Origin of the sequence: Muriicola sp. Z0-33, from assembly GCF_026126425.1 — a bacterium.
Taxonomy (GTDB): domain Bacteria; phylum Bacteroidota; class Bacteroidia; order Flavobacteriales; family Flavobacteriaceae; genus JAFMPW01.
The window spans coordinates 138759-162137 of record NZ_JAFMPW010000010.1; the positions used below are offsets into that span (position 1 = coordinate 138759).

Below are 23379 nucleotides of genomic sequence, written 5' to 3' on the forward strand. Positions count from 1 at the left end.
TCTATTATGGCTGGTAATCTAATCTAAACCCTTTTTACAATAGAAAAAGTACCACCTGAGCCCTTGATTAATTCTAACACGGAGTTATGCGATTGAAAGCAACAAAGATCGGGCCGAAACGCAATAGAAATTTAATTGAATATAAAACTAAACCTTTTATTCCCTCTTGTTCTTTACCCATTTCATAGTTAAATAAAGACCACATAAAAAAGCAATAAAAATTAGAGTGGAAAGTATTTCCCATTTACTCAGACTGGTCAGTAACCAAACTATAGCTCCAATACCAATAATAGGAATAAATAGCCCTCCAGGGACTTTGAACGACTTTTCTTCTGCTGGTGTTGGTTGCTTTCTTAGTTTAATTGTTGCAAAAATGACCATTAGGTAAATAAGCAAAATAGCGGCACTCGCCAATACCGCTAATTCACGGAAGCCTCCCGACACAGAAAAAATAAATATTAATCCGGTAAAGCAAATTATGGCCCAGTAAGGAGTAGTAAATTTGGGGTGAATCTTGCCCAGAAACTTGGGAAAGAGTCCGTCTTTAGAACCGGCATAAAGTACTCTTGGAGTATTCATTACATCACTGCTGACAGCTCCATAACAAGATATAGCCGCAGCAATTAACAGTATAGTACTCCCGGCCGCTCCGACAATCTTTTCTGCTACTGCGGCCAAAGGTGCATCTTTGTAAGCTACCATTTCAATACCCAAAATTCCCTGAGTGACAGTTTGCAGTAGTAAATAAATTATGAGTACCACCGCTCCTCCAAGTAAAATACCAAATGGGATGGTACGCTTGGGATTTCTTATTTCGCCACTGGCGCCCAAGGCTGTTTCAAAACCGGCAAATGCAAAAAATAAAACCAGCGTCGTATTGCCAAATGTGCTGACTGAGGGCAAATGTTCCCACTGAAGATTTTCAGAATTTATAAGACCAAAACCAAGGAAGATTATACACAATAGCGGTATTATTTTAATGACAGTAATCCATTTTACAAACATTACCCCTTCTTTGACACCTCTAACATTGGTCAGCACCAGAAATCCAAGCAGCCCAAAATAGAATAGGGCACGTACCCATGGCAGTGCAAATACCGGGAAGAGTACCGCCAGAGAATCGGCAATAATATTCATGAGTGCAGCGCTTCCCAAAATACTCCATCCAAATACCGCAAGCCAATTCACAATAAAACCGGCAAATTCTCCAAAAGCTGCCACTACATAGGCATAACTTCCCCCGGATTTTGTGACACGGGTTCCGATTTCGGCATAACAGAGCATTATTGTGGCCATCATGATGCCACAAAACACATAGGCATATATACTAAAGGCACCCAGTTCTACCCCTACTATGGCTGGTAGTGCAAAAATCCCCGCACCAACAGTACAATTAACAATATTGAAAGACAGGCCAGTAATGCCTACCACTCGTTTTAATCCTTCTTCATTCTTTGGTTTGGTCATTTTGGTTGAAGTTTGGCGGTGAAGATATAGAAGTAAATTGGAATAAAAACTTAAGACCAGAATTAAAATGGTTGGTTATGTTGATAAAAGTAGAATTAGAATTGTAGTCTACTAGCCAGGTTCAGTAGCACCCTCTTCGCCCCATTAAACTGAAAGTTTTAGCAGCCATTTTTTCTGCAAATTTTAATTAGTAATCAAATTCGTTTATTGAGCCATTCTGTAAATTCCGGTATTGTATAGAATATTCCATCGGGTTCAAGTGCTAATAATTTATGCGGTTCGGCGCTAGTAGCCCAGGCTGCCGCAATGGCCTGGATGCCAACCTCACGACTTGCAATGATATCACTTGGGTGATCTCCCACATATACCAATTCTTCTTTGGCAATATCACCGAAGGAATGCATAACCGCCTTAATCCCGTCGGGCTTTCTGGGTCCGTACGGACTGCCCGTTTCTATTTGTTCAAAATATTGCTTTATCTTAAACTGTTTCAGTGATAATTCGGTACTGAAATTGCCTTTACCAGTTACCATTGCAGTCCTGACCTTATTTTCATTAAGGGACTGGAGTAATTCTGTAATTCCACCAAAGGGTGAAGAACACATGGAATGAAGTGCCTCGTAATGATATAAATAGTCTTTAATTCCTCTTTGGTAATGATTGGGCGCCAACGCCATGATAGTTCCTTCTTCCGAAGGGCCAAAAGTTGCTACAATTTCTTCATCAGACAACGACCGATTAATCAGCGGTTCTATTGCCTTCTTAAAAGCCATGATGCAAAGTGGCAATGTATTGCCAACTGTTCCGTCTAAATCAAATATGACGCCTCTGACTTTATCCATAATTGGTATTTGTTAAATGTCATGCCTCCCCACAAGTATTTTTCAGTAACTCGTGCCTTGCCAGGCGTTAGCTGGTATCTTCTTAAAGATACTCATCCTGATACTATTATTGCCAAAACCCTTCGATGCTTTATATCAATTAGCATTATATTTACTTTATGACCTATCCCTGGCACTTTTATCTTATGGCTGTGATGTACATAGTCGCCGGAATATTTCATTTTGTAAAACCCAAGGCCTATTTACGGATTATGCCCAGATACCTGCCAAAGCACAAACTTCTGGTTTTTCTTAGCGGGGTGGTAGAAATTATTCTGGGTGTTACCCTCAGTGTTCCTGAATTTACGGCCGTGGCTATATATGGTGTAATCCTCATGTTACTGGCCTTTATGCCGGTTCATATATATATGCTCCTAGAAAAAAAAGCGAATCTTGGTTTTCCCAAATGGCTATTGATCCTCAGAATAGCGTTACAATTTGGATTGATGTATTGGGCCTGGTATTATATGAGTATTGTGCCTGTAATGAATTAAATACTAATTTTAAGCTTATGAAAACAATATTAGTAGATGCCTGGAATACCTTTATTACTGAGCATGGCGTAGATACTGAGATCAAAAAAATGCTCGATGAATTTCGTGAGCCTAAGATCATTGTTACCAATGCCAATAGCGAAGAGCAACAAAATCTTGGAATGGTAAACCTGCCCTATCCACTGTTTAGTATGTCTCATAATCCCAACAAACCAAATCCGGAATATTTTAAAGCCCTATTTAAGGAGTATGATCTAAATGCTGAAAATGTAATTTATTTTGAGCACCATCGGGATGCGGTTAAAACGGCACAATCTCTAGGAATTACCACTTACCATTTTAACCATGAAGAAAGAAATATAGTTCTTTTGAAGGCTTTTATCACAGCTGCTCTTTAGGCATATTGCCTGTCTAGCCGCTGCTTAAAAAATAGCAGTTGAATGAACGCAAATATTCCGAAGATCAGGAAACCGTAGAAAAATATATTCGACACGGCCAAATTGGGAAGGGCGTCCATCAATTGTAATTCCGGAAGGGCTCCCATATTCATTTTTTCTAACCAGGCCAAATTAGAATCAAGATTGCCATATAGTGCAAAACCACTCAAGGCAACTAAAATTAAAGTCAATACCACCCAGCCGGCTTTGGAGATTAATGGCTTATAGGCCGTAGCAGTATCTATTTGAGTAGATACATCAATTTTAGAAAGCAGTGTTTTGGTGAAATCTGCTGATGGACTTTCCAGGCCAATTTCTTTGACCGACTTTCTAATTAAATCATCCAGTTTTTTGTCTTTATTTGCTTCCATATTGCCTGATCATTTCGGGTTCTGCCGTATTACTTAAAACTTCGGCCAGTCTGGATCTGCTTCTGAACAATCGTACTTTTACGTTATTCGGTGTCAGGTCCATCACTTTTGCTATTTCCTTCAAAGATAACTCTTCAAAATAATACAGTGTAATAATTACACTGTCATCGGGTGCCAATGTCTCCATGGCCTCCCTGATCATTTGTGTTCTTTCTGTGGATTCCAGTGCGTCCAGGGTTCCTTCCAGAGCAGCAACATCGTATTCCTCAGAGATATCAATGGTGGAAGTTCTTACCTTCCTCTTATTTTTTTTTAAATAGTCCAGGCTCCGGTAATATGCAATTTTATAGAGCCAGGTAGAGAATTTAGCCTCTCCTTTATAGGTATTTAAGGCAGTAAATGCCTTTAAAAAAACGTCTTGTGCAACTTCTTCTGCATCCTCCTTTATCCCTACCATTTTAAACGCCAGGGTATACACCATATGTTTATAGCGCTCTATCAGTACTTCAAAAGCGTGGGTATCCCCGGATAGCACCCTATCTATATATTGTTGGTCGTGGTTGTTGCTCATTGTTGTCATATATGACGCCTTGAAGGTAAAATAGGTTACAGTAATGTATAAAAAAAAATAAAATGAGAATTTTTGTAACCTGTTTTAAAAAGTAGTCGTCATACCCTATGAATCAAATTTTAATCAATTAAAAAACAAGTAATATTATGGAAGCAGTTATCATGGCATTAATTTTCGGTACCATTTTCGGGGTATTTTATCTCTATTTTTCAACGCGTAACAAAGAACGTCTTGCGTTAATAGAAAAAGGTGCAGACGCCAGTATTTTTGCAAAAGGAAGAAGTAAGGGTGTGGCACCTTTTTGGAAAATATTTATCCTTAACCTGGCATTGTTGCTTATAAGTATTGGAGTAGCCATCTTTCTTGCCTCAATATTAGCGTACAATTTAGGTATGGATGAGGAAGTAGCCTTTCCCGGAACAATTTTCTTAATGGCCGGAATAGGACTTTTTGTAGGATTTACGATGACCAAAAAACTGGATAACGAAGAATAATTCTCAAATAGATTCTTAAAAAGCAAAAACCATCACTTTTATTAGTGATGGTTTTTTAATTTTATATCATGAAAGTTATTGCAGCCAATATTGGGAAACCAACTGTTATTCAATGGAAAGGAAAGGAAGAAATCACCGGAATCTTCAAATATCCGGTTACTAAGGCTATTGAATTAGGAACCGAGGTGGTTGCAAATGATACTGTAGCTAACAGGGCAGTCCATGGGGGAGAATACAAAGCTTGTTATCTCTTTTCGGCAGATGAATACACTTACTGGAAAAATTTATATCCGGATCTGTCCTGGGATTGGGGCATGTTTGGAGAAAACCTCAGTGTTCAGGATCTGGATGAAGCCAGCATACGCATTGGCAATGTCTATAAAGTGGGATCTGCTTTGGTGCAGATTTCCCAACCCAGGGAACCTTGCTATAAATTAGGTGTAAGATTTGGATCTCAGGGAATAATCCAACAATTCATAGACCGGGGTTACCCGGGCACTTATGTTAGAATACTCCAAAAAGGCAACGTAAAAGCCGGTGACCATTTGGAATTGATCGAGGAAGCGGACAACCCCCTTACCATCCAGCAATTTTATCAGCTACTATTTAGCAGGGAAAAAGATAAGCAACATTTAAAATTAGCTATTGAGAATACAGCCTTACCAGAAGCTAAAAGGGAAAAACTAAAAAGGTGGTTATAAAAAAGGGGGGCTTTCGCCCCCCACTCATTTACTAAAAAATTAACTAAACTACTAAACTAATTGGTGTAATTCCTTACCGCTGTCCAGCTGACTCTCTTACTGTTCTTAAAACTAGAGAAGAAAGTATACTGCCTGGCGTTGGTAGGCGATTTACTATTTGCTGTTCTCATTCTATTATTGTTTTATTGTTATTATAGCTTTGTAACTACTTAACGAGGACATATTCATAGTACACATCATTATTGTCCTTGACAACAACCATGTATCTGTCTTCATAAGCTTTTTCAAAATTGAATGCCTTTTCAATAATGCTTTCATCCTCAATGGTTTCCTTGAAAACCACTCGGTCACTACTATCGATTACCTTAATATCTACCTTATTTTCATCAAGGTTCAGAAGGTTAAGGAAAAGCCTATCTCCTTTCTTTCTGAAAACGGGTTTTGCCTTCTCACTTTTATCAACAAGAATCAGTTCACTTTCATTTACACTCAAAGTATAAACATAAAGTTTAATGGCATTTTCCGTAGAAAAGTAATAGCGTCCGTTTGGAAGGGCAGATAAATTGAACCTTTTGGCATAATTACCCAAAGACACTTTATCTTTAAAAATCACATTATCATTATCATCAATTAATTTGATGTAAGTTTCCTTCGCTTTAGCATCCATTTGGAACACCAGACTTTTTTCGGCTCCTTTAGAAATAAGTTTAACATTTGGTTCTTTGGCCATACCTACAGCTACTGTAAATAAGAGGCCTGCTACTGTACTTAATTTAATCACTGTCTTCATAACATTTGAATTTTAAGATTGATAAATAAATCTGGTACAAACCTACTGCCGAAATCCTTCTCTAACTACAGCAAAATTTTCCAATTTATATGCTATTTTATCTAACAAGTAGGTTAAATTAGTGTTAAGGGGTAATTTTGTACATATTTTGGGTAATTTTGTAAAGCTCTAGTCCAAAAGTCATTCTTAATTTTATATAAAAATTGCACCTTATAAATGATTAAGCAGAAACCTATATTAGAAGCGATTGATACTAATTTTGAACATTCTTTCCTGTATCAAAAATTCGATGCTTCGAAAAGAAATGAAAACAATGCCTGGCACTACCACCCGGAGATAGAATTGGTATATGTCAACGGAGGCTCTGGGAAACGGCAAATTGGGAGTAATCTTTCTTATTACACCAACGGAACGTTGATTTTAGTTGGCAGTAATTTACCTCATTGCGGCTTTACCGATAAACTTACTGGAAACAAAAGTGAAACGGTGGTCCAAATGAAAACAGATTTCCTGGGTACAGAGTTTTTTGAAATCCCGGAAATGAAGAAAATCCAGAATCTTTTTGAGATATCTAATGGAGGAATTGTGTTTTTTGGGAATACGAAACAAGAGCTCGGTGCAAAAATGGAATTTCTGGAGCATCAGTCCAATTTCAACCGCCTGCTATCCATACTCGACATATTAAACGGTCTTGCCAATACCGAAGAAATGAGAATCCTGAATGCCAATGGGTTTTCAATGGAAACCGGTGTTAAAGACAATGACCGTATCAATATAGTCTTTAATCATGTTAAAAATAATTTCAAAGAGGAAATTCCCCTTAAGGAAATCTCCGATCTGGCGAGTATGACTGTCCCTTCTTTTTGCAGGTATTTCAAAAAAATCACCAATAAAACTTTTATCCAATTTTTAAATGAGTACCGCCTGGTGCATGCCTCCAAACTCCTGGCCGAAAAGCCCATAAGTATCACCGAGGTTTGTTTTGAAAGTGGTTTTAATAATTTCTCGCATTTTAACAGGTCGTTTAAAGCATTTACAGGGCTTAACCCATCAGAGTATAGAAACCAACTAAAATCCGTATTACAGCAGTGAGATTATTTCCCAGAAGTATCCAAAGATTAAAATTACCTGAAAGTAGCATAAGTTATTATCCTGGATTTTTCACCACAGAAGAGGCAGATCATTATTTAAGAAAATTTATGACCGATGTACTGTGGCAACAAGATGATATTACCGTATTCGGCAAAGCCTATCCACAGCCAAGACTTACGGCACTTTACGCAAACAATGAGAATTCTTATTCCTATTCCAATGTGGTCATGGAACCGCATCCGTTTACGGAAGAATTATATAATATCAAACAGCGGCTAAAAGAGGTTACCCCTGCAGACTTTACAACTTGCCTGCTGAATCTTTACAGAGATGGACAAGACAGCAATGGCTGGCATGCTGATGACGAAAAAGAGCTTGGGGATAATCCGGTTATCGCATCTGTTTCCTTCGGGCAGGAACGCTTTTTCCACTTAAGACATAAATGGGACAAAAGTCTTAAACATAAAATACTCCTGGAACACGGAAGCCTGCTGCTGATGGCTGGTGAAACTCAACACTATTGGCAACATCAAATTCCTAAAACATCGCAAGCGGTGAGAGAAAGAATAAACCTTACTTTCAGGGTAATCCAATAAAAAAACCGCCTACTGGTAATGGACGGTTTTTTTATACCCTGAATATGTTTTGAAGATACTGTCTTTAGCGGACGGGTTACTGCGCTAATTTCCTCATATCTTACTTCAATATAACTCCAAAACCCGTGCCAACTTATAAGAATTCGTTCAGTTTCTGATTTTTAGGATTAATGGTTCATTTAAACAAATCATTCAACACTTTAGCAAGCCTTAAACCCCCCTTTTGCAATTGCGTTTCTACCGTCCCCCACCATACGTAACTATATCTGTAATACAACTTCTCCCCTACTGATACGGAAGCATAAACTTCATTGGCAATTTCCTGACTTTCTTCCACCCAGTCCAAAACAGTACCCTGTTGTACTTTCTTAATTTCTTTGTTGCTTAAAGCCGGGAATTTGGAAGTTAGTTCTGAATAGCTCATTCCGTAATCATCAATCATATGTGAATCCCAGACCCTGTGTAAATTACTGCCATTATTAAACCACTGCAGCTGAATATCATTACCACCCTTGTCTTCTAATCGGCCAACGTGCATTGGCTGATGCAGATCACCAACTAAATGTATCAACATCTTAAGGTAGAATGATTTTTCATTAGGGCTACTATTTGGGTCTTTCACAATTCGGATACATTCGCGAATACCCATAACAATATCTCCATATGGACTTACCGGGGAATCTCCGTACTTTTCATCAGCGGGAAAATTAACATAATGCCAGGCGCTGAACTTCCTGTAGGTGCTGTCAGATTTAATTTCATCAGCAAAATTGGCAACCGCGGCAAGACTCTGCCCATCCAACAAATCTTTAAGTGCCCTTTTGGTTTTATTGGTCAGGTGTTCCTGAGCAACTTCTCCAACTACTCTATGCCCTGTCTTGGCCCAATACGGAGAATGAGAAAAGGTGAACTGACAAACAAAAAATACAAGTAAAACAGATAATTTCATGCGATCATGATTTTTTTCAAAAATAGGAAATGGGGCATTAAGGTATTGTTAAAAAAACATCTGATTATCTAATTTTATTTGATATTGCGAATTAAATAGTACGCCCTTGATTTTTAAAAGAATTAAACCCGCATTTCTGAGATATCTCCTGTACATTTTTGGTTCAGGAGCCCTAATAATCTTTCTATTTATTCTCAGTATCTATATAGGAGCTTGGGGCAAATTGCCAAATAAAGATCAATTAACCGATTTTAAGTATCAAAAAGCCTCTGAAGTATTTTCGGCAGATAGTGTTTTAATTGGTAAATACTATCTATACGACCGCCAACCAATTGCTTTTAGCCAAATGCCAGATCACCTTATAAAAGCTTTGGTAGCTATTGAGGACGAAAGGTTTTATGAGCACTCCGGTGTAGATTACAGAAGTCTTGCAAGAGTAACTATAAAAACGGTACTCCTGCAAGATCAAAAATCAGGGGGAGGCAGCACCATAAGCCAGCAGTTGGCAAAAAACCTCTACCCCAGAGAAAACAAAGGCAAACTAGGGCTTGTGGTCAGTAAGATCAAGGAAATGTTTATTGCTAAAAGGCTTGAGTCTGCATTTACTAAAGAAGAGGTACTTCAGCACTATTTAAATACAGTGTCTTTTGGCGATAATACATTTGGGGTAGAAAGCGCGGCATTAAAGTTTTTCAGTACTCAGGCAAATAACCTGAAGATTGAAGAGGCGGCTGTGCTGATAGGCATGCTAAAAGCCACCTACAGTTATAACCCCAGAGTGTTTCCTGCAACCAGCCTAAACAGAAGAAATCTGGTATTGCGGTCTATGTATCTAAACGGGTATTTGGAAAAGAGACTGAAAGACAGTCTGATAGCCCTGCCTCTAAATTTAAAGTACAAGGCCTATGATTACAATGAAGGCATAGCGCCCTATTTCAGAGAAGAAGTCCGTAAGCAATTGCTAAAATGGAACAAAACACGAAAAGAGGAGCAACAGTACAATATATACACTTCCGGATTAAAAATATATACTACCCTTAATTACAAAATGCAACATTTGGCCGAGGAAGTAATGAAGCGTCATATGAGCAACTTGCAACAGCGTTTTGAAGTAAGCTACGGCAATAACGGCCCCTGGAATACAGATAAGCAACTTATAGATAAAGCAGTACGTAGTTCATCTGCTTATAAGAAATTAATTGCTAACGGATTAAATCATAAGCAGGCCTGGGATAGCCTTAGTTATAAAAAAACAATCACCTTATCCTCCTGGGCCGGAGATAAGATAGTTGAGGGAAGCACTATTGATAGTATTCAGCATTACTTAAAATTCTTAAATACAGGTTCCTTATCACTGGATCCAAAGAGTGGTGCCGTACAAACATGGATTGGTGGGATCAACTTTAAGCGGTTTAAATATGATCATGTTGCCCAAAGCAGAAGGCAAGTAGGTTCTACTTTTAAGCCCATTTTGTATACAGCAGCACTGGAAGCCGGTATTTCACCCTGTACTTATTTTTCTGCCAGAGAAGTAGCGTATAAGAATCTTGAAGACTGGTCCCCGGGGAATTCCAGTAAAAAAGATGAAGTCTTTTTAAATTATTCGATGGAGGAAGCCCTGAGTAATTCTGTCAATACCGTTGCGGTAAAACTCCTTGAGCAGACAGGTATAGAGCCAGTATTGAAACAGGCCAAAGCCATGGGTATTATTTCAGAGCAACCAAAACTACCTTCATTAGCGCTGGGCACAGGGGAAATATACGTAAACGAACTCGCAGGCGCCTATACCAGCTTTCTAAATGATGGTAAGGCCGTTCGCCCTTATGTAATCCAAACCATTACTGATCAGAACGACTCTATTTTAGGCAATTTTAGTCCAAAAATGGCTCAAAACAGTGCATTTTCAATTAAAAACGGCCAAATTATGTTAGAAATGATGAAATCTACTATTAACAGTGGAACCGCTTCAAGAATCAGAGCTACCTACAAATTAAATAATGAAATTGCAGGAAAAACCGGTACAACTCAGGATAATAAAGATGCCTGGTTTGTTGCCCTGACTCCAAAGTTGGTGCATGTGTCATGGGTAGGCCTGGATAATCATGAGATTGGTTTTAGAAGCACTGCTCTTGGTCAGGGGGCAAATGCCGCACTGCCTCTTTTTGCGTTGTTTATGCAAGAGCTCAATAAGGATTCGGAATTCAATCATATCACCAGGGCCAAATTTCCACAACCCAATGATGAAGTCTTTGATCTCCTGGATTGTGAACCAGTTAAAAGGGATGGTTTCTTTAAACGCCTATTCAGCAATCCAAAAAAGAAGAAGACCAGAAAATTCAGGAGCTGAGCAAAACATTTGGAAAATATAATTTATTTTGATATATTTATGATATCATTTTAATATCAGTAAATATATTTCATTATGACGAACGAAAAAAACACAGTACCTATCAACGGCTACATAATGCTATTTCTTTTTTTAATCCTATTTGTAGGCGGTATCCTTACGCTGATCAGATTTGAAGCCTTCCCATCGGTACTCGCAATTGTTATTGCTGTATTTATGATTCCGGGTTTTGTGCTGGTTAACCCCAACGGCTCAAGGGTGTTACTACTTTTCGGTAAATATGTAGGCACCATAAAAAAGAATGGCTTCTATTGGGTAAATCCGTTTTATGTTAAAAAGAAGATCTCACTTAGAGCAAGTAACTTTGATAGTGAACGCCTTAAGGTAAATGACAAACTGGGAAATCCGGTAATGATTAGTACTATACTTGTATGGCGTGTTACAGACACCTATAAAGCGGCATTTGATGTTGATGATTACCAAAACTTTGTGCGCGTTCAGACCGATGCGGCAGTACGAAAGCTGGCAAGTATGTATCCCTACGACAACTTCGCGGATGAAGGCCTGGACGAAGACATTACCCTGCGATCTAGTGTAAACGAAGTTAGCGAAGCCCTGGAACAGGAGGTTCAGGAAAGACTGTCTATGGCAGGTATTGAAGTGCTGGAAGCGCGAATAGGGTATTTGGCCTATGCCCAGGAGATTGCTAATGCCATGCTTAAAAGGCAACAAGCAACTGCAATTGTAGCCGCAAGGCACAAAATTGTGGAAGGAGCTGTAAGCATGGTTGATATGGCTTTGGAAGAACTTAGTAAGAAAGAGATTGTTGAACTCGATGAGGAACGAAAAGCAGCAATGGTCAGTAATTTAATGGTGGTACTATGTTCTGATAAAGATGCCGCTCCCATAGTAAATACGGGAACTTTAAACCACTAAACATGAGGGTTTTTAAGGAAGTGCAGAAATTTAATCAGTGGTGGATTCAATTGGTAAATCTTTTACTTATTGGCTTACTGATCTACTTGTGTTATTCCTGGTATATAAAAAAAGACGGGGTCAACGAATTTGGTGAAAATGGCATCCTGATTCAGCTTATTGTTATTGGGACCATTGTTTTGGATCTCCTCTTACTTTACCTTATACAACTCAGAACTGCAATTGATGAAATAGGTGTACATTTTCAGTTTTTCCCTTTTCAGTTTTCAAAAAAAACAATTAGGTGGACAGCAATGCAACAATGCTATACCAGACAATATAAGCCTATAAAAGAATTTGGAGGATGGGGTTATCGAACAAAATTTGGCAAAGGGAAAGCATATAATGTCAAGGGTAACAAGGGCATTCAGATTGTTCTTTTGGACGGAAAAAAATTATTAATTGGGACCCAAAAAGTGCAAGATGCCACAGCAGTGATCAACCGCTTTATACAGAAGCAAGATGAGGTATAGAAACACAGTAGGTGTATTTGATATTACCCACCTTCACAAAGCCGCAAACGATGAGTAAGAAGAAAGCCTTCGCACTGAGAATAAACGAAGAAATGCTAAGAGCTATTGAGAAATGGGCAGCAGATGAGTTCAGAAGTACCAACGGTCAGATAGAATGGATGTTAATGCAAAGTCTTAAGAAGGAAAACAGACATCCTAAAAAGAAGTGATTTTTTGACGTGTTTTGGGATTTTTTTAACGGTAAAATCTATTAAATTTGGTCGACTAATTCCTATTCAATGACCAAGGTATTATGCCTGATGGCATGTTTATCATTTTCTCTTTGCATTTTAGGGCAATCCAAAAAAAAATCCTTTACGGTTAAATACATCACTGAAGTCATTGTAGCAGACGGGGTTTTGGATGAACCTATTTGGGAGAAAGCAGATGGTGCCAGAGAATTCTGGGAGTACTTTCCCGTGGACAATATTCAGGCCAAACAACAGTCTGAGATTAAAATGCTGTTCGATGACACCAATCTGTATATAGGAATTACAGTCAATGCTGCGGGAACCGACTATGCAATTCAATCTCTTAAACGGGATTTCAGGGCCGGAGGAGCAGACAATATTACCATGCTGTTTGATACTTTCAATGATGGCACCAATGCCTTCTTATTTGGCACCAACCCTTATGGAGTGCGCAGGGAAGGTTTACTTTCGGGTGGTGGTAATGACCTCAGAGGCTTTTCTATTACCTGGGATGTAAAATGGAAAGGGGAGGCGAAGATTTACGATACCTATTACACTGCTGAACTTATTATTCCACTCACCTCCTTCAAATTTAAGGAAGGTGAAACCAGGTGGGGCTTTAACAGCTACAGATTCGATAGCCAGTCTAACGAGACCAGTACATGGATGCAGATACCCCAAAATCAGAATGTCTGGGGGATGGGATTTATGGGGGATATGATTTTTGAAAGGCCCCTTGGCAAATCAAGAACACCTTTGGCAATAATCCCCTATGTAAACACCTTATCGCAAAAAGATTTTGAGAATGATGAAAGCCTGAATAATTTAAAAGTTGGTGGAGATGCTAAGGTCTCTATAGGGAATAGCATGAATCTAGACATCACCGTGAATCCTGATTTTTCTCAGGTTGAAGTAGATGATCAGGTAACCAATTTAACCAGGTTTGAGGTTTCCTTACCTGAGAAAAGACAGTTTTTTGTAGATAACAGCGATTTGTTCGCGAGTTTTGGAGATCAGAGAGATTCCAATCCTTTTTTTTCCAGACGGATTGGGATTGCCAAAGATACCGCTGACAACACCATAGAAAATAAAATTATAGGAGGGGTGCGCCTAAGTGGCAAGTTAACTAAAGACATGCGGTTAGGGGTACTCAATATTCAGACCGAAGCAGATGAAGCTAATGAAATAGCAACGACGAACAATATGATGCTGGCCTTTCAGCAACGGGTATTTTCCAGATCCAATATAGGCATGTTTTTTATTAACCGACAAGCCACGAAAGATTATGATTTTTTGGATCCGAATGATAAATATAATCGGGTTCTGGGGGTAGATTATAACCTCAATTCTGCTGACAACAGATGGACAGGGAAGTTCTATGGCCATAAATCATTTGATCCCGGGGAGGGCGATAACGATTTTTCTGCAGGAACCACCATGCGTTTTAATTCTCTGAATTACAATCTGTATACAAAGATGGTCTACATAGGGGAAGACTTTCGTTCCGATCTGGGATTCATCAGGAGAACAGATATCCTAAAAAGTATAGTGAGTTTTGAGCGGGTATTTTGGCCAAAAAAAGGAAGTATTCAAAACCATGCTTTCCAGTTTTTCCCTATAATACTCTGGAAACCCAGTGAAAATTTTCAAAAAACCGATGTCGACTACAGAGGTTCATGGCAGGCCCGGTTTAATGATACCTCCCAACTACAATTTGAATTCACCAATACGTATACTTATTTATTCGACTCCTTTGATCCTACCGATACGGATGGAGCCGTACCGATACCAGGAGATCAGGGATATCATTACAATAGCGCAGAAATAGGATATGAATCGGACAGGAGAAGGATATTTTCAGGGGAAATTAAAACTGCATATGGTGGTTTTTTCAATGGGAAACGGTATTCCGTTGAAGGAAATATGACTATGCGGTTTCAACCCAAAGCTTTCTTGTCTGTCCTGGTTAATTATGACCAGATAAATCTTCCGGAACCACATTCCAGTGCAGATATCTGGTTGGTTAGCCCTAAAATTGATATCACTTTCAGCAAATCTCTGTTTTGGTCTACTTTAGTTCAGTACAGTAATCAACGAGACAATCTGGGCTTTAATTCTCGTTTGCAATGGCGCTTTGCTCCACTATCAGATCTATTCATTGTTTATAACGATAATTATTTTGTAAACAGCTTTATGCCAAGAAACAGATCCATCAATCTTAAGTTAACCTACTGGTTAAACATTTAGGAAGACCTTAAAAGACCTGTTCATCATTTTTTAATTTGATTATATTTGGCTCTGATCATCATAATCAGACCTAAATGAACCAACTACCCATTACCGAGGATACCGTAATATTTGGATTACTATGTTTATGTCTGGGGTTGGTGTTCTACACTTCATCTATTAAAACAGGTTTTTGGAAAAAATTCTATTCTGTAATCCCAGTATTGCTTCTTTGTTACATGCTTCCTGCCGTACTTACCAGTATAGGCCTTGTCAGTGAGGAGAATTCCAAACTTTATTATATTGCCAGCAGGTACCTTTTACCGGCTGCACTGGTATTAATGACGCTAAGTATAGATCTTCAGGCCATAGCCAATCTGGGATCAAAAGCCCTAATCATGTTTTTGACGGGGACGGCCGGTATAGTACTAGGGGGGCCTATAGCTATCTTGGTAGTATCGGTTTTCTCTCCAGAAACTGTGGGGGGTGCTGGCCCAGATGCCGTATGGAGGGGTCTGACCACAATCGCTGGTAGTTGGATCGGAGGCGGGGCCAACCAGGCCGCAATGCTTGAAGTCTTTGAATACAATCCCGAAAAATTTGGTGGAATGGTACTTATTGACATCGTTGTAGCTAATATTTGGATGGCCATATTACTGCTGGGAATCGGTAAGACAAAACGAATAGATAAATGGTTAAAAGCGGATACCTCTGCTATTGATGAATTAAAGATTAAGGTACAGGAACACACCGATAGAATTACCAGAGTTACCAGCCTATATGATTATGTTATCATGCTTAGTCTGGCTTTTACTGCCGTTGGGGTGGCCCATTATTTAGGGAGTCATTTTGCGGAATTTCTTGAGGCCAATTTTGAATCGATCCGAAATAAGGAAAAGGCCTTGTCTTCCCTAGGCTCAAAATTTTTATGGATGGTAGTGTTCGCCACCGCTTCAGGAATTGGACTCTCCTTTACCAAAGCAAAGAATTTTGAAGGTGCCGGAGCCAGTAAAATTGGAGGTTTATTTATCTATATACTGGTGGCCACCATTGGTATGAAGATGGATTTGGGAAGAATATTTGAAAATCCGGGTTTAATTGCCATAGGATTGGTTTGGATTTCCATTCATGCAGGCCTGCTAATACTGGTTGCCAAATTAACCAGATCTCCCTATTTCTTCCTTGCTGTGGGTAGTCAGGCAAATGTAGGAGGGGCTGCTTCGGCTCCGGTCGTCGCAGCGGAATTTCACCCTTCCCTCACCTCTGTAGGCATTCTGCTGGCAGTCTTTGGCTATGTGGTCGGTACGGCAGGCGCCTATATTTGTGGCTTACTTATGGAAATAGCTTCAAAAGTTTAGTTTTCCAGATACTTTCATGATATTTGCGGCTCAAAATATATAAAATGAAGAAGTTGATATTGTCCTTAGGAGTTTTGTCATTATTGCTTAGTTGCGGGGATGCAGACACTGAGAACACCATGACGGTAACAGGAAATGTAAAAGGCCTTAAAAAAGGCACGCTTTACCTGCAACATCTGCCAGATTCTACGCTTGTTACATTAGATTCCCTGGAAATTGCAGGAGATGGTAATTTTGAATTTAAAACAGAATTGGAAAGCCCTGAGGTATTTTATCTCTATCTAAATAAAAAGGACAATAACGATATCAATGACCGGATTACCTTTTTTGGAGAACCCGGAATCATAAGCATTAAAACTTCCTGGGACACCTTTGATACCAAGGCCAAGATTGAAGGATCTTCAACCCATAAGAAGTTAGAGGAATACCGCAAAGTGATGACCAGATTTAATACACAAAATCTTGAAATATTAAGAGCGGCCAGTGATCCAAAAATACGACAGGATACCCTGGCAATGGATTCTATTCAAAAAGCCAGTGATAAGAATATGCTGAGGGGCTATCTGTACGCATTAAATTTTGCCTTAAATAATAAAGACTCTCATATTGCCCCTTATATTGCCATTACCGAAGTTGCCGATGCCAAAGCAAAGCTGTTAGACTCTATCTACAACGCACTGATTCCTGAAGTTGCAGCATCAAAATACGGTAAAAGGCTTAAGCAACACCTTGAGGAAATTAAGTTGCAAGAGAACGGCAAATAAGATGGCTTAATCTAGCTTGTTTATTTTAGCTATCAGGGCAGATGCCTTTTTTTCCAATTCTTTGCGTACCCCTTTCAAATGGGCTTTTCTGTCTTCAACATCCTTGTTATTCACCTTCGCGATTAAGTCATCAAAGGCGGAAATAGCGCCATCAATTATGGCCGAACCTTCTTTGCTTCCGTGTTTGTCATGAGTTGACTCAACTATATATACTGCCTCTATGATATCACCTAATACGTAATTGATATCTTTCTTTAAGTCTCGAATATTTGCCATAATATAAATTTTGCGCAAAAATACGCTTTTTTAACTTGTTTATGTGTTGAAATCTAAGTCCTAAATATCCACTACTAAAAAGCTTGCCCCCTTTGTCAATATTTGGATGGCTTCAGTGTCTGCTGAAATCAAAACGGTTTCTCCTTTCTTTATATCAACTTCCCCATCCTCGTTTACAATTGTTGCTTTACCCTCAACACACATATAAATCACAAAAGACATTACTGAAGACAGGTCCTGACTAAAATTGGTTGTTAAATCCAGGTAATTGGTTTTAAAATAGGGGGAATCAACCATTGTATTTAGTGCATCCCTGGTCTTGGAGTACGACACATAAAAGTCGTCCTTCCGCTCAAAATCTATGGCATCTAAAGCCAGTTCCGTATGCAATTCGCGCAATGCCCCATTTTTATCTTTCCTGTTGAAATCATAAACGCGATATGTTATATCGGATGTTTGTTGAATTTCTGCAAGCAGAATTCCCGCACCAATTGCATGTATTTTTCCTGTATTGATGAAGAAGGTATCTCCTTTATTCACCTTTTGGTAATGTAAAAGGTCTGTTATCGTATTATGCTCCAAACTTTGCACATAGGCTTCTTTTGTTACATCGGTTTCAAAACCGATGATCAGCTCCGCATCCTTATCGGAATCCATGATATACCACATCTCTGTTTTTCCAAATGAATTGTGCCGTTCTCTGGCGAGTTGGTCATTAGGATGTAATTGAATAGAAAGGTCTTTACTGGCATCAATAAATTTTATAAGAATCGGGAATTCCAGACCAAAACGGTCTATAATTTCCTGCCCCAGCAAGGCAACAGGATCATCCTGAATTAGCCTGGAGAGGGCTGTCCCGGCAAGTGGTCCGTTACTTACGACAGAGTCATCTCCACTTACAGCAGATAATTCCCAGCTCTCACCGGTAATATCACTTTCAATTTCTTTTCCCAATACAGATCCGAGCTTTTTACCGCCCCATAATCTTTCTTTTAATATTGGATGAAATTTTAGTGGATACATAAGGGTTTATTAATTTAAATGGGTGACCAGAGATTAAATGAAAAGAATCATAAACAGCATTGATAACAGTGCATTTATCCCGAAAAGGATACAAAATTTCTTGGGGTCTCATAAAGTACTACTTCCAGTTCTTTGGACGCATCAATATGTGTTCTTAATTTATTCCAGATGACTACAGCAATATTCTCGGCAGTGGGATTTAGATCACGGAATTCGGGAACCTCAACATTAAGGTTTTTATGATCAAGATGGTCCTCAACTTTCTCCCTGATCAGGTCTTTAAGCACTTTCATGTCCATCACAAATCCCGTTTCCGGGTCTATCTCCCCTGTTACGCTTACCACCAATTCATAATTATGCCCATGGTAATTGGGATTATTACATTTGCCAAATACCTCTGTGTTCTTATCATCTCCCCACTCTTTTCTGTACAATCGGTGTGCTGCATTGAAATGGGCCTTCCTACTCACTTTGACTCTCATGTGATATATTTTTGTTCTTTAAAGTGATCATAAAATTTATCAAAAATGATCCTGGACCAAACCGTAAACTCCTCCGGCTTATCTAACATCGCCTGTTTCACTTCTTCTGGTTTCATCCATTTCCAATCCATTACCTCATCGGTGTTGATTAGGGGATCGTCTTCATAAAATCCAATCATCACATGATCTAGTTCGTGCTCTGTCAGCCCGTTATCAAAAGGGGCTTTATATACAAAAGAAAAAAGCTCTTTCAGCTCAGCTTCAAAGCCCATTTCTTCTTTCAATCTCCTTTTACCTGCCTCAATATTAGACTCTCCCTCTCGTTGGTGACTGCAGCAAGTATTGGTCCATAACCCCGGGGAATGGTATTTCTCCATAGCCCTTTGCTGCAACATGGTCTCCCCCTTATTGTTCATTATAAAAACGGAAAACGCCCGATGTAATACGGCCTTCTTATGAGCCTCCATCTTGCCCATAGTGCCCAGGGGGTTATCAAATTGATCTACTAGTACTACCTGTTCTTCCTTCACACTGCAAAAATAGCATCTTTATAGCATTCTGTGGAAAGGATTTGTTAAAAACGACGCTAAAAGAGAAATGGCCAACTTAATTAAAGTTGGCCATCTCAAGGAATTATGGTTGGTTGAATTGTTATATCTATTGTATTCTCCTAAACTGTTTTGCGCTTGTTCTTCAACATGCTCTCAATGGAATTAAAAGAATCTGGGCGATTTAAGATTCTCCAGTACTTTTATAAAATCGTACCTGAGGATTATCTCAAAGGAACCGTCATTAAAAACGGCACTCCCCAATTCTGTAATTTCCCGATCGTAAGCCATCCCTATCAGAAACTCCGGGGATATTTGAAAACCTACCATTCCGCTTACTGCTGCATCCCATCTGTAGGCTGCTCCCATAATAAACTTATCGTTGTACATGAAGTTTGCGGAAACATCTAATTGTAAAGGCGCTCCCTGAACCACCTTGGTTAACAAGGCAGGTTTAAACTTCCAAAATGGCCCCATATCAAAAACATAGCCTGTAATAAGATAAAAATTCAGCTGCTCTTTTGCCGTAGACAAAGAAGACTGATCAAAATGTGAGGTTTCTAAAAATCTAGGTACAGAAAGGCCCAAATAATACCTATCTGTATGGTAATACACCCCTGCCCCAATGTTGGGTGAAAACTTGTTTTGAATATCCTGTTGCAAGGTGGGATCTGGCCCACCAGGATTAGTAATATCCTGGTTTAACTCTGAAAACCTTATGTCTAATAAATGTGCACTTGCCTTTAGTCCAAAACTCAATCTTGCCACATCTGAAGTCTGTATGGTATAAGAAAAATCCAGGTCAAAATAAGTTTCGGAAGTGGGTCCGATCTGGTCATTAACAATAGATATTCCCATACCTACTCCATTATATCCTATGGGGGAATGTGCATTCAGGGTTTGGGTTTTAGGAGCACCATCCAGGCCTACCCATTGTGCCCTGTATAATGCCGCCACACTAAAATGTCCACGAGAACCCGCATATCCCGGATTTACACTCATGGTGTTATACATGTATTGGGTGTACTGGGCATCTTGCTGACCAAAGGATATGGTAATAGTAAATAACAGAAACAACATGCTGATCCTGAACTTTAGAAGCTTATATGCGAATTGCTGTACCATTATTACTTTTTATCTATTTATGTATATATAGCCTGAGATCGATTTCATTTCTCCCTGAGAATCTTCATAATCAAGAATATAGAAATACGTACCTACGGGTAACTTATTATCAACATCAACCGTAGCCCTTCCTTCAGAGGTACCGTCAAAGACATTACCTTCTGTATTGTAGGCCCTGGTGATATAGACCTGAACGCCCCATCTATTGTAAATTTTTATAGTGTTATTGGGATAATTCTCCAATCCACTTATAGTGAGAACATCATGAATACCGTCTCCATTGGGTGTAACTACGTTAAATACCTCGATATCATCTCCTGTGAAATTCGGTTCAAGATAATCTGGTATGCCATCTTCATCAACATCATCATTTGCATAGTTACCATCCGTATTTATATCTTCCATCTCAGTCATAATTCCATCATCATCATCGTCAATATCCCTATAATCAGATTCTGAATCCCCGTCGGTATTAGGAATATCGTTAATTGGGTCGTCCAATTCATCATTAACATCAAAATCTATGGTGGCAGCCCCTTCATAACCATCATCAAGACCGTCATTGTCCTTATCCGATCCGATGTAGGTTACATCAGGTAAACCGTCCTGGTCATAATCATGTGCTTCAATATTATCAGGAACATTATCATTATCACTATCATTATCAACATAATCTGGCAGCCCGTCCCCGTCTGTATCAATTGGAATGATTCCTACGGATCCCCCGTTTTCATAAGCGTCATCAAGGCCATTTGCATCTGCATCTACCAGGCTTGGAGGAATATATCCGGCTGTGGTTTGTCCTTCCAAATTGTCTGGTATACCATCGTCATCACTATCAATATCTAAATAATCAGGAATGCCATCTCCATCGGTATCAGTAGGGTTCGTAGATGGGTCATTGTCTCCATCTGCATTAAGGTCTTCAAACGAATTCACAATCCCGTCATCATCCGTATCCAGATCTGTCCCCAGAGGATTAACCATTATAGTAACAGTGGCTGTATCACAATTACCCAGGTTATCACAAATGGTATAATCAAAAGTATCGGTGCCCTGGAATCCAAAATTTGGTGAATAATTCACAATATCATCCGAAGGGTCGGACGGGGTCCCATTATTGTTAATCGTTACTGTACCATTTGAAGGGTTGGTATTACTAAGTGTGCCCACTGTAGGAATGTCGTTATCATTTGCATATATATCTATATCAACGGCAATATTCTCTGTTGTTGCCACCGTATCATCTATTGCATCCAGAATTGGTAATACATCTATGGTGACCGTTGCTGTGCTGCAATATCCCAAAGAATTACAGACGGTATAATCAAAAGTATCCGGGCCGTTATAATCCGGATCCGGGGTGTAGGTAACAATATCATCAGTAGGGTCATTGGGTGTACCACTGTCATTTATATTAATACTTCCATTGGCCGGATTGGTTGTAGTGAGTGTTCCTGCCGATGGCAAATTACTATCATTATCATAGATGGGAATATCTACAAATTCATCTTCATTTACTGTGATAAAATCATCTACCAGATCTGCTGCTTGTTGCAAACAAACCACAGTAAAACTCGGGAGGGCAATAGCGTTCCCTGCCTTAGTCAATGTAGGTGTATACCGGACAACCGATGTTGTTGCAGTGACTACGGGAGCGAGCTGATCACCCGCTATAACCGGACTCCAGGATACCGTTCCTCCACCGGTAACATTAGCTGTAATATCCATGGTAACCTGATTATCGGGAGCAACACAATCTGTCAGTATAAAATAATCTGTGGCATTAGACCCGCAAAGCGTACCATCATAAGTTGCGAAATACACTCCGGGCGCACTGGTTTCATAAAAGAAATCTGTAGACAGTACGGTACTCGTATCGGAGGCCTCATACCATCTAAAATTGGTTTCGTCGCCGCTATTGGGTGCCTGTAATAAGAACTGGGCATTGGAAACAGCGATCCCCAGCAATGTAAGTACAATACTGAGGAAAAGTTGTTTATTTATATTGAGAGATCTCAAATCTATACAGTGCTTAATTTTAAATTATTTTACCACAAAGACTACATTGATAAGGGCATTGTAATCTGCCGGTTGCCCTATGATATCATAGGTGAGCACCCCATTGGCATCAATACTCATGGTTCCCGTATCAAATACCGTAGGGTCTGCATAGGTTACATAGTAATATAATTCTGTGGCGGCATAAGTTGGTACCGCAGCCGGCGCCCCTGCACTGGCAACTGTCGGAGTACCATACTGGGCGGTGTACTGGGTATATAGATTTATTGTAAATCCTGTACCATTGGTGGAAGCGTCAACCGCTATTGAAGGCGGATAAAAAATCCTTGCCGCTTTTGAAGTAATTGGTGCAATTGCATTGATTACCTCCTGCACGTTAGTCTCATTTGTAGGTGATCCTACTCCTCCTTCATCCACATCAATTGGTGTTCTCAGTGGCACCTCATCATCATATTGGTCATCCGTCCCTGCATCATCTAAGTGCGAAAGGTCTACGGTTTGACTGGTACCGTCTTCAATTCCGACTGTAAGAATATTTGTGCCTGTATCTACTGCCAGGCTTTCGATATTCTGATCATCGGTTCCAACTAAGGATGAAAGATCAACTACTTCGTTTGTTCCGTTTTCAATACCAATGGTAAGATCGGTTCCTGAAAGTCCTGATCCTGATATATTCTGATCGTCGGT

Annotated in this window: 26 protein-coding genes; 13 read left to right on the forward strand and 13 right to left on the reverse strand. The window is 39.4% G+C overall.

Annotation, left to right across the window (positions count from 1 at the left end; all coding sequences use genetic code 11):
- Positions 1–156: 156 nt before the first annotated feature.
- Both J1G40_RS14160 and J1G40_RS14165 read right to left on the reverse strand, forming a co-directional pair.
- The gene (locus tag J1G40_RS14160; RefSeq protein ID WP_265243306.1) at positions 157–1467 is read right to left on the reverse strand and encodes an APC family permease; all 1311 of its coding nucleotides are present in this window, start codon (positions 1465–1467) and stop codon (positions 157–159) included.
- 194 nt (positions 1468–1661) lie between these two features.
- On the reverse strand, positions 1662–2309 hold the full coding sequence (locus tag J1G40_RS14165) for an HAD family hydrolase (RefSeq protein WP_265243307.1): 648 nt from the start codon (positions 2307–2309) through the stop codon (positions 1662–1664).
- Positions 2310–2467: 158 nt separating this feature from the next.
- Here J1G40_RS14165 and J1G40_RS14170 point away from each other — a divergent pair, with 158 nt between their 5' ends.
- Positions 2468–2842, forward strand: coding sequence for a hypothetical protein (locus J1G40_RS14170; protein WP_265243308.1), 375 nt, complete (start codon positions 2468–2470; stop codon positions 2840–2842).
- A 17-nt stretch (positions 2843–2859) separates the two neighbouring features.
- Entirely contained in the window at positions 2860–3240 is a 381-nt protein-coding gene (locus J1G40_RS14175) for a hypothetical protein (protein ID WP_265243309.1), read from the forward strand.
- Here the strand turns inward: J1G40_RS14175 and J1G40_RS14180 are convergent.
- Together J1G40_RS14180 and J1G40_RS14185 are read right to left on the reverse strand one after the other, a co-directional pair.
- The gene (locus J1G40_RS14180) at positions 3237–3650 is read right to left on the reverse strand and encodes a hypothetical protein (RefSeq protein ID WP_265243310.1); all 414 of its coding nucleotides are present in this window, start codon (positions 3648–3650) and stop codon (positions 3237–3239) included. The genes J1G40_RS14175 and J1G40_RS14180 overlap by 4 nt on opposite strands.
- Positions 3637–4221 carry an RNA polymerase sigma factor gene (locus J1G40_RS14185; protein ID WP_265243311.1) on the reverse strand — a complete coding sequence of 195 codons (585 nt, stop codon included), beginning with the start codon at positions 4219–4221 and terminating at the stop codon, positions 3637–3639. The genes J1G40_RS14180 and J1G40_RS14185 overlap by 14 nt, the downstream gene beginning before the upstream one ends.
- A 146-nt stretch (positions 4222–4367) precedes the next feature.
- Between J1G40_RS14185 and J1G40_RS14190 the strand changes: the two genes are divergently transcribed.
- Positions 4368–4715, forward strand: a complete 348-nt coding sequence (locus tag J1G40_RS14190) for a DUF6249 domain-containing protein (protein WP_265243312.1) — start codon at positions 4368–4370, stop codon at positions 4713–4715.
- A gap of 68 nt (positions 4716–4783) precedes the next feature.
- Positions 4784–5416, forward strand: a complete 633-nt coding sequence (locus tag J1G40_RS14195; protein WP_265243313.1) for an MOSC domain-containing protein — start codon at positions 4784–4786, stop codon at positions 5414–5416.
- 205 nt (positions 5417–5621) lie between these two features.
- Here J1G40_RS14195 and J1G40_RS14200 read toward each other — a convergent pair whose 3' ends face one another.
- Positions 5622–6206 carry a hypothetical protein gene (locus J1G40_RS14200; protein WP_265243314.1) on the reverse strand — a complete coding sequence of 195 codons (585 nt, stop codon included), beginning with the start codon at positions 6204–6206 and terminating at the stop codon, positions 5622–5624.
- A 216-nt stretch (positions 6207–6422) separates the two neighbouring features.
- Between J1G40_RS14200 and J1G40_RS14205 the strand changes: the two genes are divergently transcribed.
- Positions 6423–7298, forward strand: a complete 876-nt coding sequence (locus J1G40_RS14205; protein ID WP_265243315.1) for an AraC family transcriptional regulator — start codon at positions 6423–6425, stop codon at positions 7296–7298.
- A complete protein-coding gene (locus tag J1G40_RS14210) occupies positions 7295–7894 on the forward strand; it encodes an alpha-ketoglutarate-dependent dioxygenase AlkB family protein (protein WP_265243316.1) in 600 nt (199 codons plus the stop codon). The genes J1G40_RS14205 and J1G40_RS14210 overlap by 4 nt, the downstream gene beginning before the upstream one ends.
- 175 nt (positions 7895–8069) lie before the next feature.
- On the opposite strand, the gene J1G40_RS14215 is transcribed toward J1G40_RS14210, so the two are convergent.
- Positions 8070–8843, reverse strand: a complete 774-nt coding sequence (locus J1G40_RS14215) for a S1/P1 nuclease (protein WP_265243317.1) — start codon at positions 8841–8843, stop codon at positions 8070–8072.
- Positions 8844–8949: 106 nt separating this feature from the next.
- Here J1G40_RS14215 and J1G40_RS14220 point away from each other — a divergent pair, with 106 nt between their 5' ends.
- The 7 genes from J1G40_RS14220 to J1G40_RS14250 all read left to right on the forward strand — a co-directional run bounded on the left by J1G40_RS14220 (position 8950) and on the right by J1G40_RS14250 (position 17216).
- A complete protein-coding gene (locus tag J1G40_RS14220; protein WP_265243318.1) occupies positions 8950–11190 on the forward strand; it encodes a transglycosylase domain-containing protein in 2241 nt (746 codons plus the stop codon).
- 75 nt (positions 11191–11265) lie between these two features.
- A complete protein-coding gene (locus J1G40_RS14225) occupies positions 11266–12126 on the forward strand; it encodes an SPFH domain-containing protein (RefSeq protein ID WP_265243319.1) in 861 nt (286 codons plus the stop codon).
- A 2-nt stretch (positions 12127–12128) separates the two neighbouring features.
- Complete coding sequence (locus J1G40_RS14230) at positions 12129–12638, forward strand: hypothetical protein (protein ID WP_265243320.1); 510 nt, start codon at positions 12129–12131, stop codon at positions 12636–12638.
- A gap of 50 nt (positions 12639–12688) precedes the next feature.
- On the forward strand, positions 12689–12847 hold the full coding sequence (locus J1G40_RS14235) for an Arc family DNA-binding protein (RefSeq protein ID WP_265243321.1): 159 nt from the start codon (positions 12689–12691) through the stop codon (positions 12845–12847).
- A gap of 69 nt (positions 12848–12916) precedes the next feature.
- A complete protein-coding gene (locus J1G40_RS14240; RefSeq protein WP_265243322.1) occupies positions 12917–15115 on the forward strand; it encodes a carbohydrate binding family 9 domain-containing protein in 2199 nt (732 codons plus the stop codon).
- A 74-nt stretch (positions 15116–15189) separates the two neighbouring features.
- Positions 15190–16452 carry a DUF819 domain-containing protein gene (locus J1G40_RS14245; RefSeq protein ID WP_265243323.1) on the forward strand — a complete coding sequence of 421 codons (1263 nt, stop codon included), beginning with the start codon at positions 15190–15192 and terminating at the stop codon, positions 16450–16452.
- 44 nt (positions 16453–16496) lie between these two features.
- On the forward strand, positions 16497–17216 hold the full coding sequence (locus J1G40_RS14250) for a DUF4369 domain-containing protein (RefSeq protein ID WP_265243324.1): 720 nt from the start codon (positions 16497–16499) through the stop codon (positions 17214–17216).
- A 6-nt stretch (positions 17217–17222) separates the two neighbouring features.
- On the opposite strand, the gene J1G40_RS14255 is transcribed toward J1G40_RS14250, so the two are convergent.
- The 7 genes from J1G40_RS14255 to J1G40_RS14285 form a co-directional block, all read right to left on the reverse strand.
- On the reverse strand, positions 17223–17492 hold the full coding sequence (locus J1G40_RS14255; RefSeq protein WP_265243325.1) for a hypothetical protein: 270 nt from the start codon (positions 17490–17492) through the stop codon (positions 17223–17225).
- Positions 17493–17552: 60 nt separating this feature from the next.
- Complete coding sequence (locus J1G40_RS14260; RefSeq protein WP_265243326.1) at positions 17553–18515, reverse strand: type I phosphomannose isomerase catalytic subunit; 963 nt, start codon at positions 18513–18515, stop codon at positions 17553–17555.
- A 74-nt stretch (positions 18516–18589) separates the two neighbouring features.
- Positions 18590–18997: a 6-pyruvoyl trahydropterin synthase family protein gene (locus tag J1G40_RS14265; RefSeq protein WP_265243327.1), complete on the reverse strand. Its 408-nt coding sequence runs from the start codon at positions 18995–18997 to the stop codon at positions 18590–18592.
- The gene (gene idi, locus J1G40_RS14270; RefSeq protein WP_265243328.1) at positions 18994–19527 is read right to left on the reverse strand and encodes an isopentenyl-diphosphate Delta-isomerase; all 534 of its coding nucleotides are present in this window, start codon (positions 19525–19527) and stop codon (positions 18994–18996) included. Before idi ends, J1G40_RS14265 begins: the two co-directional genes overlap by 4 nt.
- Before the next feature lie 183 nt (positions 19528–19710).
- Positions 19711–20625, reverse strand: coding sequence for a type IX secretion system membrane protein PorP/SprF (locus J1G40_RS14275; protein ID WP_265243332.1), 915 nt, complete (start codon positions 20623–20625; stop codon positions 19711–19713).
- A gap of 54 nt (positions 20626–20679) precedes the next feature.
- Positions 20680–22692, reverse strand: a complete 2013-nt coding sequence (locus J1G40_RS14280) for a gliding motility-associated C-terminal domain-containing protein (RefSeq protein ID WP_265243329.1) — start codon at positions 22690–22692, stop codon at positions 20680–20682.
- A 24-nt stretch (positions 22693–22716) separates the two neighbouring features.
- Positions 22717–23379: hypothetical protein (locus tag J1G40_RS14285; protein ID WP_321160201.1), on the reverse strand; the 663-nt coding region annotated here is incomplete at its 5' end.

Excerpts from the sequence above, each read along its gene's own strand:
- J1G40_RS14160 (WP_265243306.1), bottom strand. The coding sequence starts at position 1,467 with ATGACCAAACCAAAGAATGAAGAAGGATTAAAACGAGTGGTAGGCATT.
- J1G40_RS14165 (WP_265243307.1), bottom strand. The coding sequence starts at position 2,309 with ATGGATAAAGTCAGAGGCGTCATATTTGATTTAGACGGAACAGTTGGC.
- J1G40_RS14170 (WP_265243308.1), top strand. The coding sequence starts at position 2,468 with ATGACCTATCCCTGGCACTTTTATCTTATGGCTGTGATGTACATAGTC.
- J1G40_RS14175 (WP_265243309.1), top strand. The coding sequence starts at position 2,860 with ATGAAAACAATATTAGTAGATGCCTGGAATACCTTTATTACTGAGCAT.
- J1G40_RS14180 (WP_265243310.1), bottom strand. The coding sequence starts at position 3,650 with ATGGAAGCAAATAAAGACAAAAAACTGGATGATTTAATTAGAAAGTCG.
- J1G40_RS14185 (WP_265243311.1), bottom strand. The coding sequence starts at position 4,221 with ATGAGCAACAACCACGACCAACAATATATAGATAGGGTGCTATCCGGG.
- J1G40_RS14190 (WP_265243312.1), top strand. The coding sequence starts at position 4,368 with ATGGAAGCAGTTATCATGGCATTAATTTTCGGTACCATTTTCGGGGTA.
- J1G40_RS14195 (WP_265243313.1), top strand. The coding sequence starts at position 4,784 with ATGAAAGTTATTGCAGCCAATATTGGGAAACCAACTGTTATTCAATGG.
- J1G40_RS14200 (WP_265243314.1), bottom strand. The coding sequence starts at position 6,206 with ATGAAGACAGTGATTAAATTAAGTACAGTAGCAGGCCTCTTATTTACA.
- J1G40_RS14205 (WP_265243315.1), top strand. The coding sequence starts at position 6,423 with ATGATTAAGCAGAAACCTATATTAGAAGCGATTGATACTAATTTTGAA.
- J1G40_RS14215 (WP_265243317.1), bottom strand. The coding sequence starts at position 8,843 with ATGAAATTATCTGTTTTACTTGTATTTTTTGTTTGTCAGTTCACCTTT.
- J1G40_RS14225 (WP_265243319.1), top strand. The coding sequence starts at position 11,266 with ATGACGAACGAAAAAAACACAGTACCTATCAACGGCTACATAATGCTA.
- J1G40_RS14230 (WP_265243320.1), top strand. The coding sequence starts at position 12,129 with ATGAGGGTTTTTAAGGAAGTGCAGAAATTTAATCAGTGGTGGATTCAA.
- J1G40_RS14235 (WP_265243321.1), top strand. The coding sequence starts at position 12,689 with ATGAGTAAGAAGAAAGCCTTCGCACTGAGAATAAACGAAGAAATGCTA.
- J1G40_RS14240 (WP_265243322.1), top strand. The coding sequence starts at position 12,917 with ATGACCAAGGTATTATGCCTGATGGCATGTTTATCATTTTCTCTTTGC.
- J1G40_RS14245 (WP_265243323.1), top strand. The coding sequence starts at position 15,190 with ATGAACCAACTACCCATTACCGAGGATACCGTAATATTTGGATTACTA.
- J1G40_RS14250 (WP_265243324.1), top strand. The coding sequence starts at position 16,497 with ATGAAGAAGTTGATATTGTCCTTAGGAGTTTTGTCATTATTGCTTAGT.
- J1G40_RS14255 (WP_265243325.1), bottom strand. The coding sequence starts at position 17,492 with ATGGCAAATATTCGAGACTTAAAGAAAGATATCAATTACGTATTAGGT.
- J1G40_RS14260 (WP_265243326.1), bottom strand. The coding sequence starts at position 18,515 with ATGTATCCACTAAAATTTCATCCAATATTAAAAGAAAGATTATGGGGC.
- J1G40_RS14265 (WP_265243327.1), bottom strand. The coding sequence starts at position 18,997 with ATGAGAGTCAAAGTGAGTAGGAAGGCCCATTTCAATGCAGCACACCGA.
- J1G40_RS14275 (WP_265243332.1), bottom strand. The coding sequence starts at position 20,625 with ATGTTGTTTCTGTTATTTACTATTACCATATCCTTTGGTCAGCAAGAT.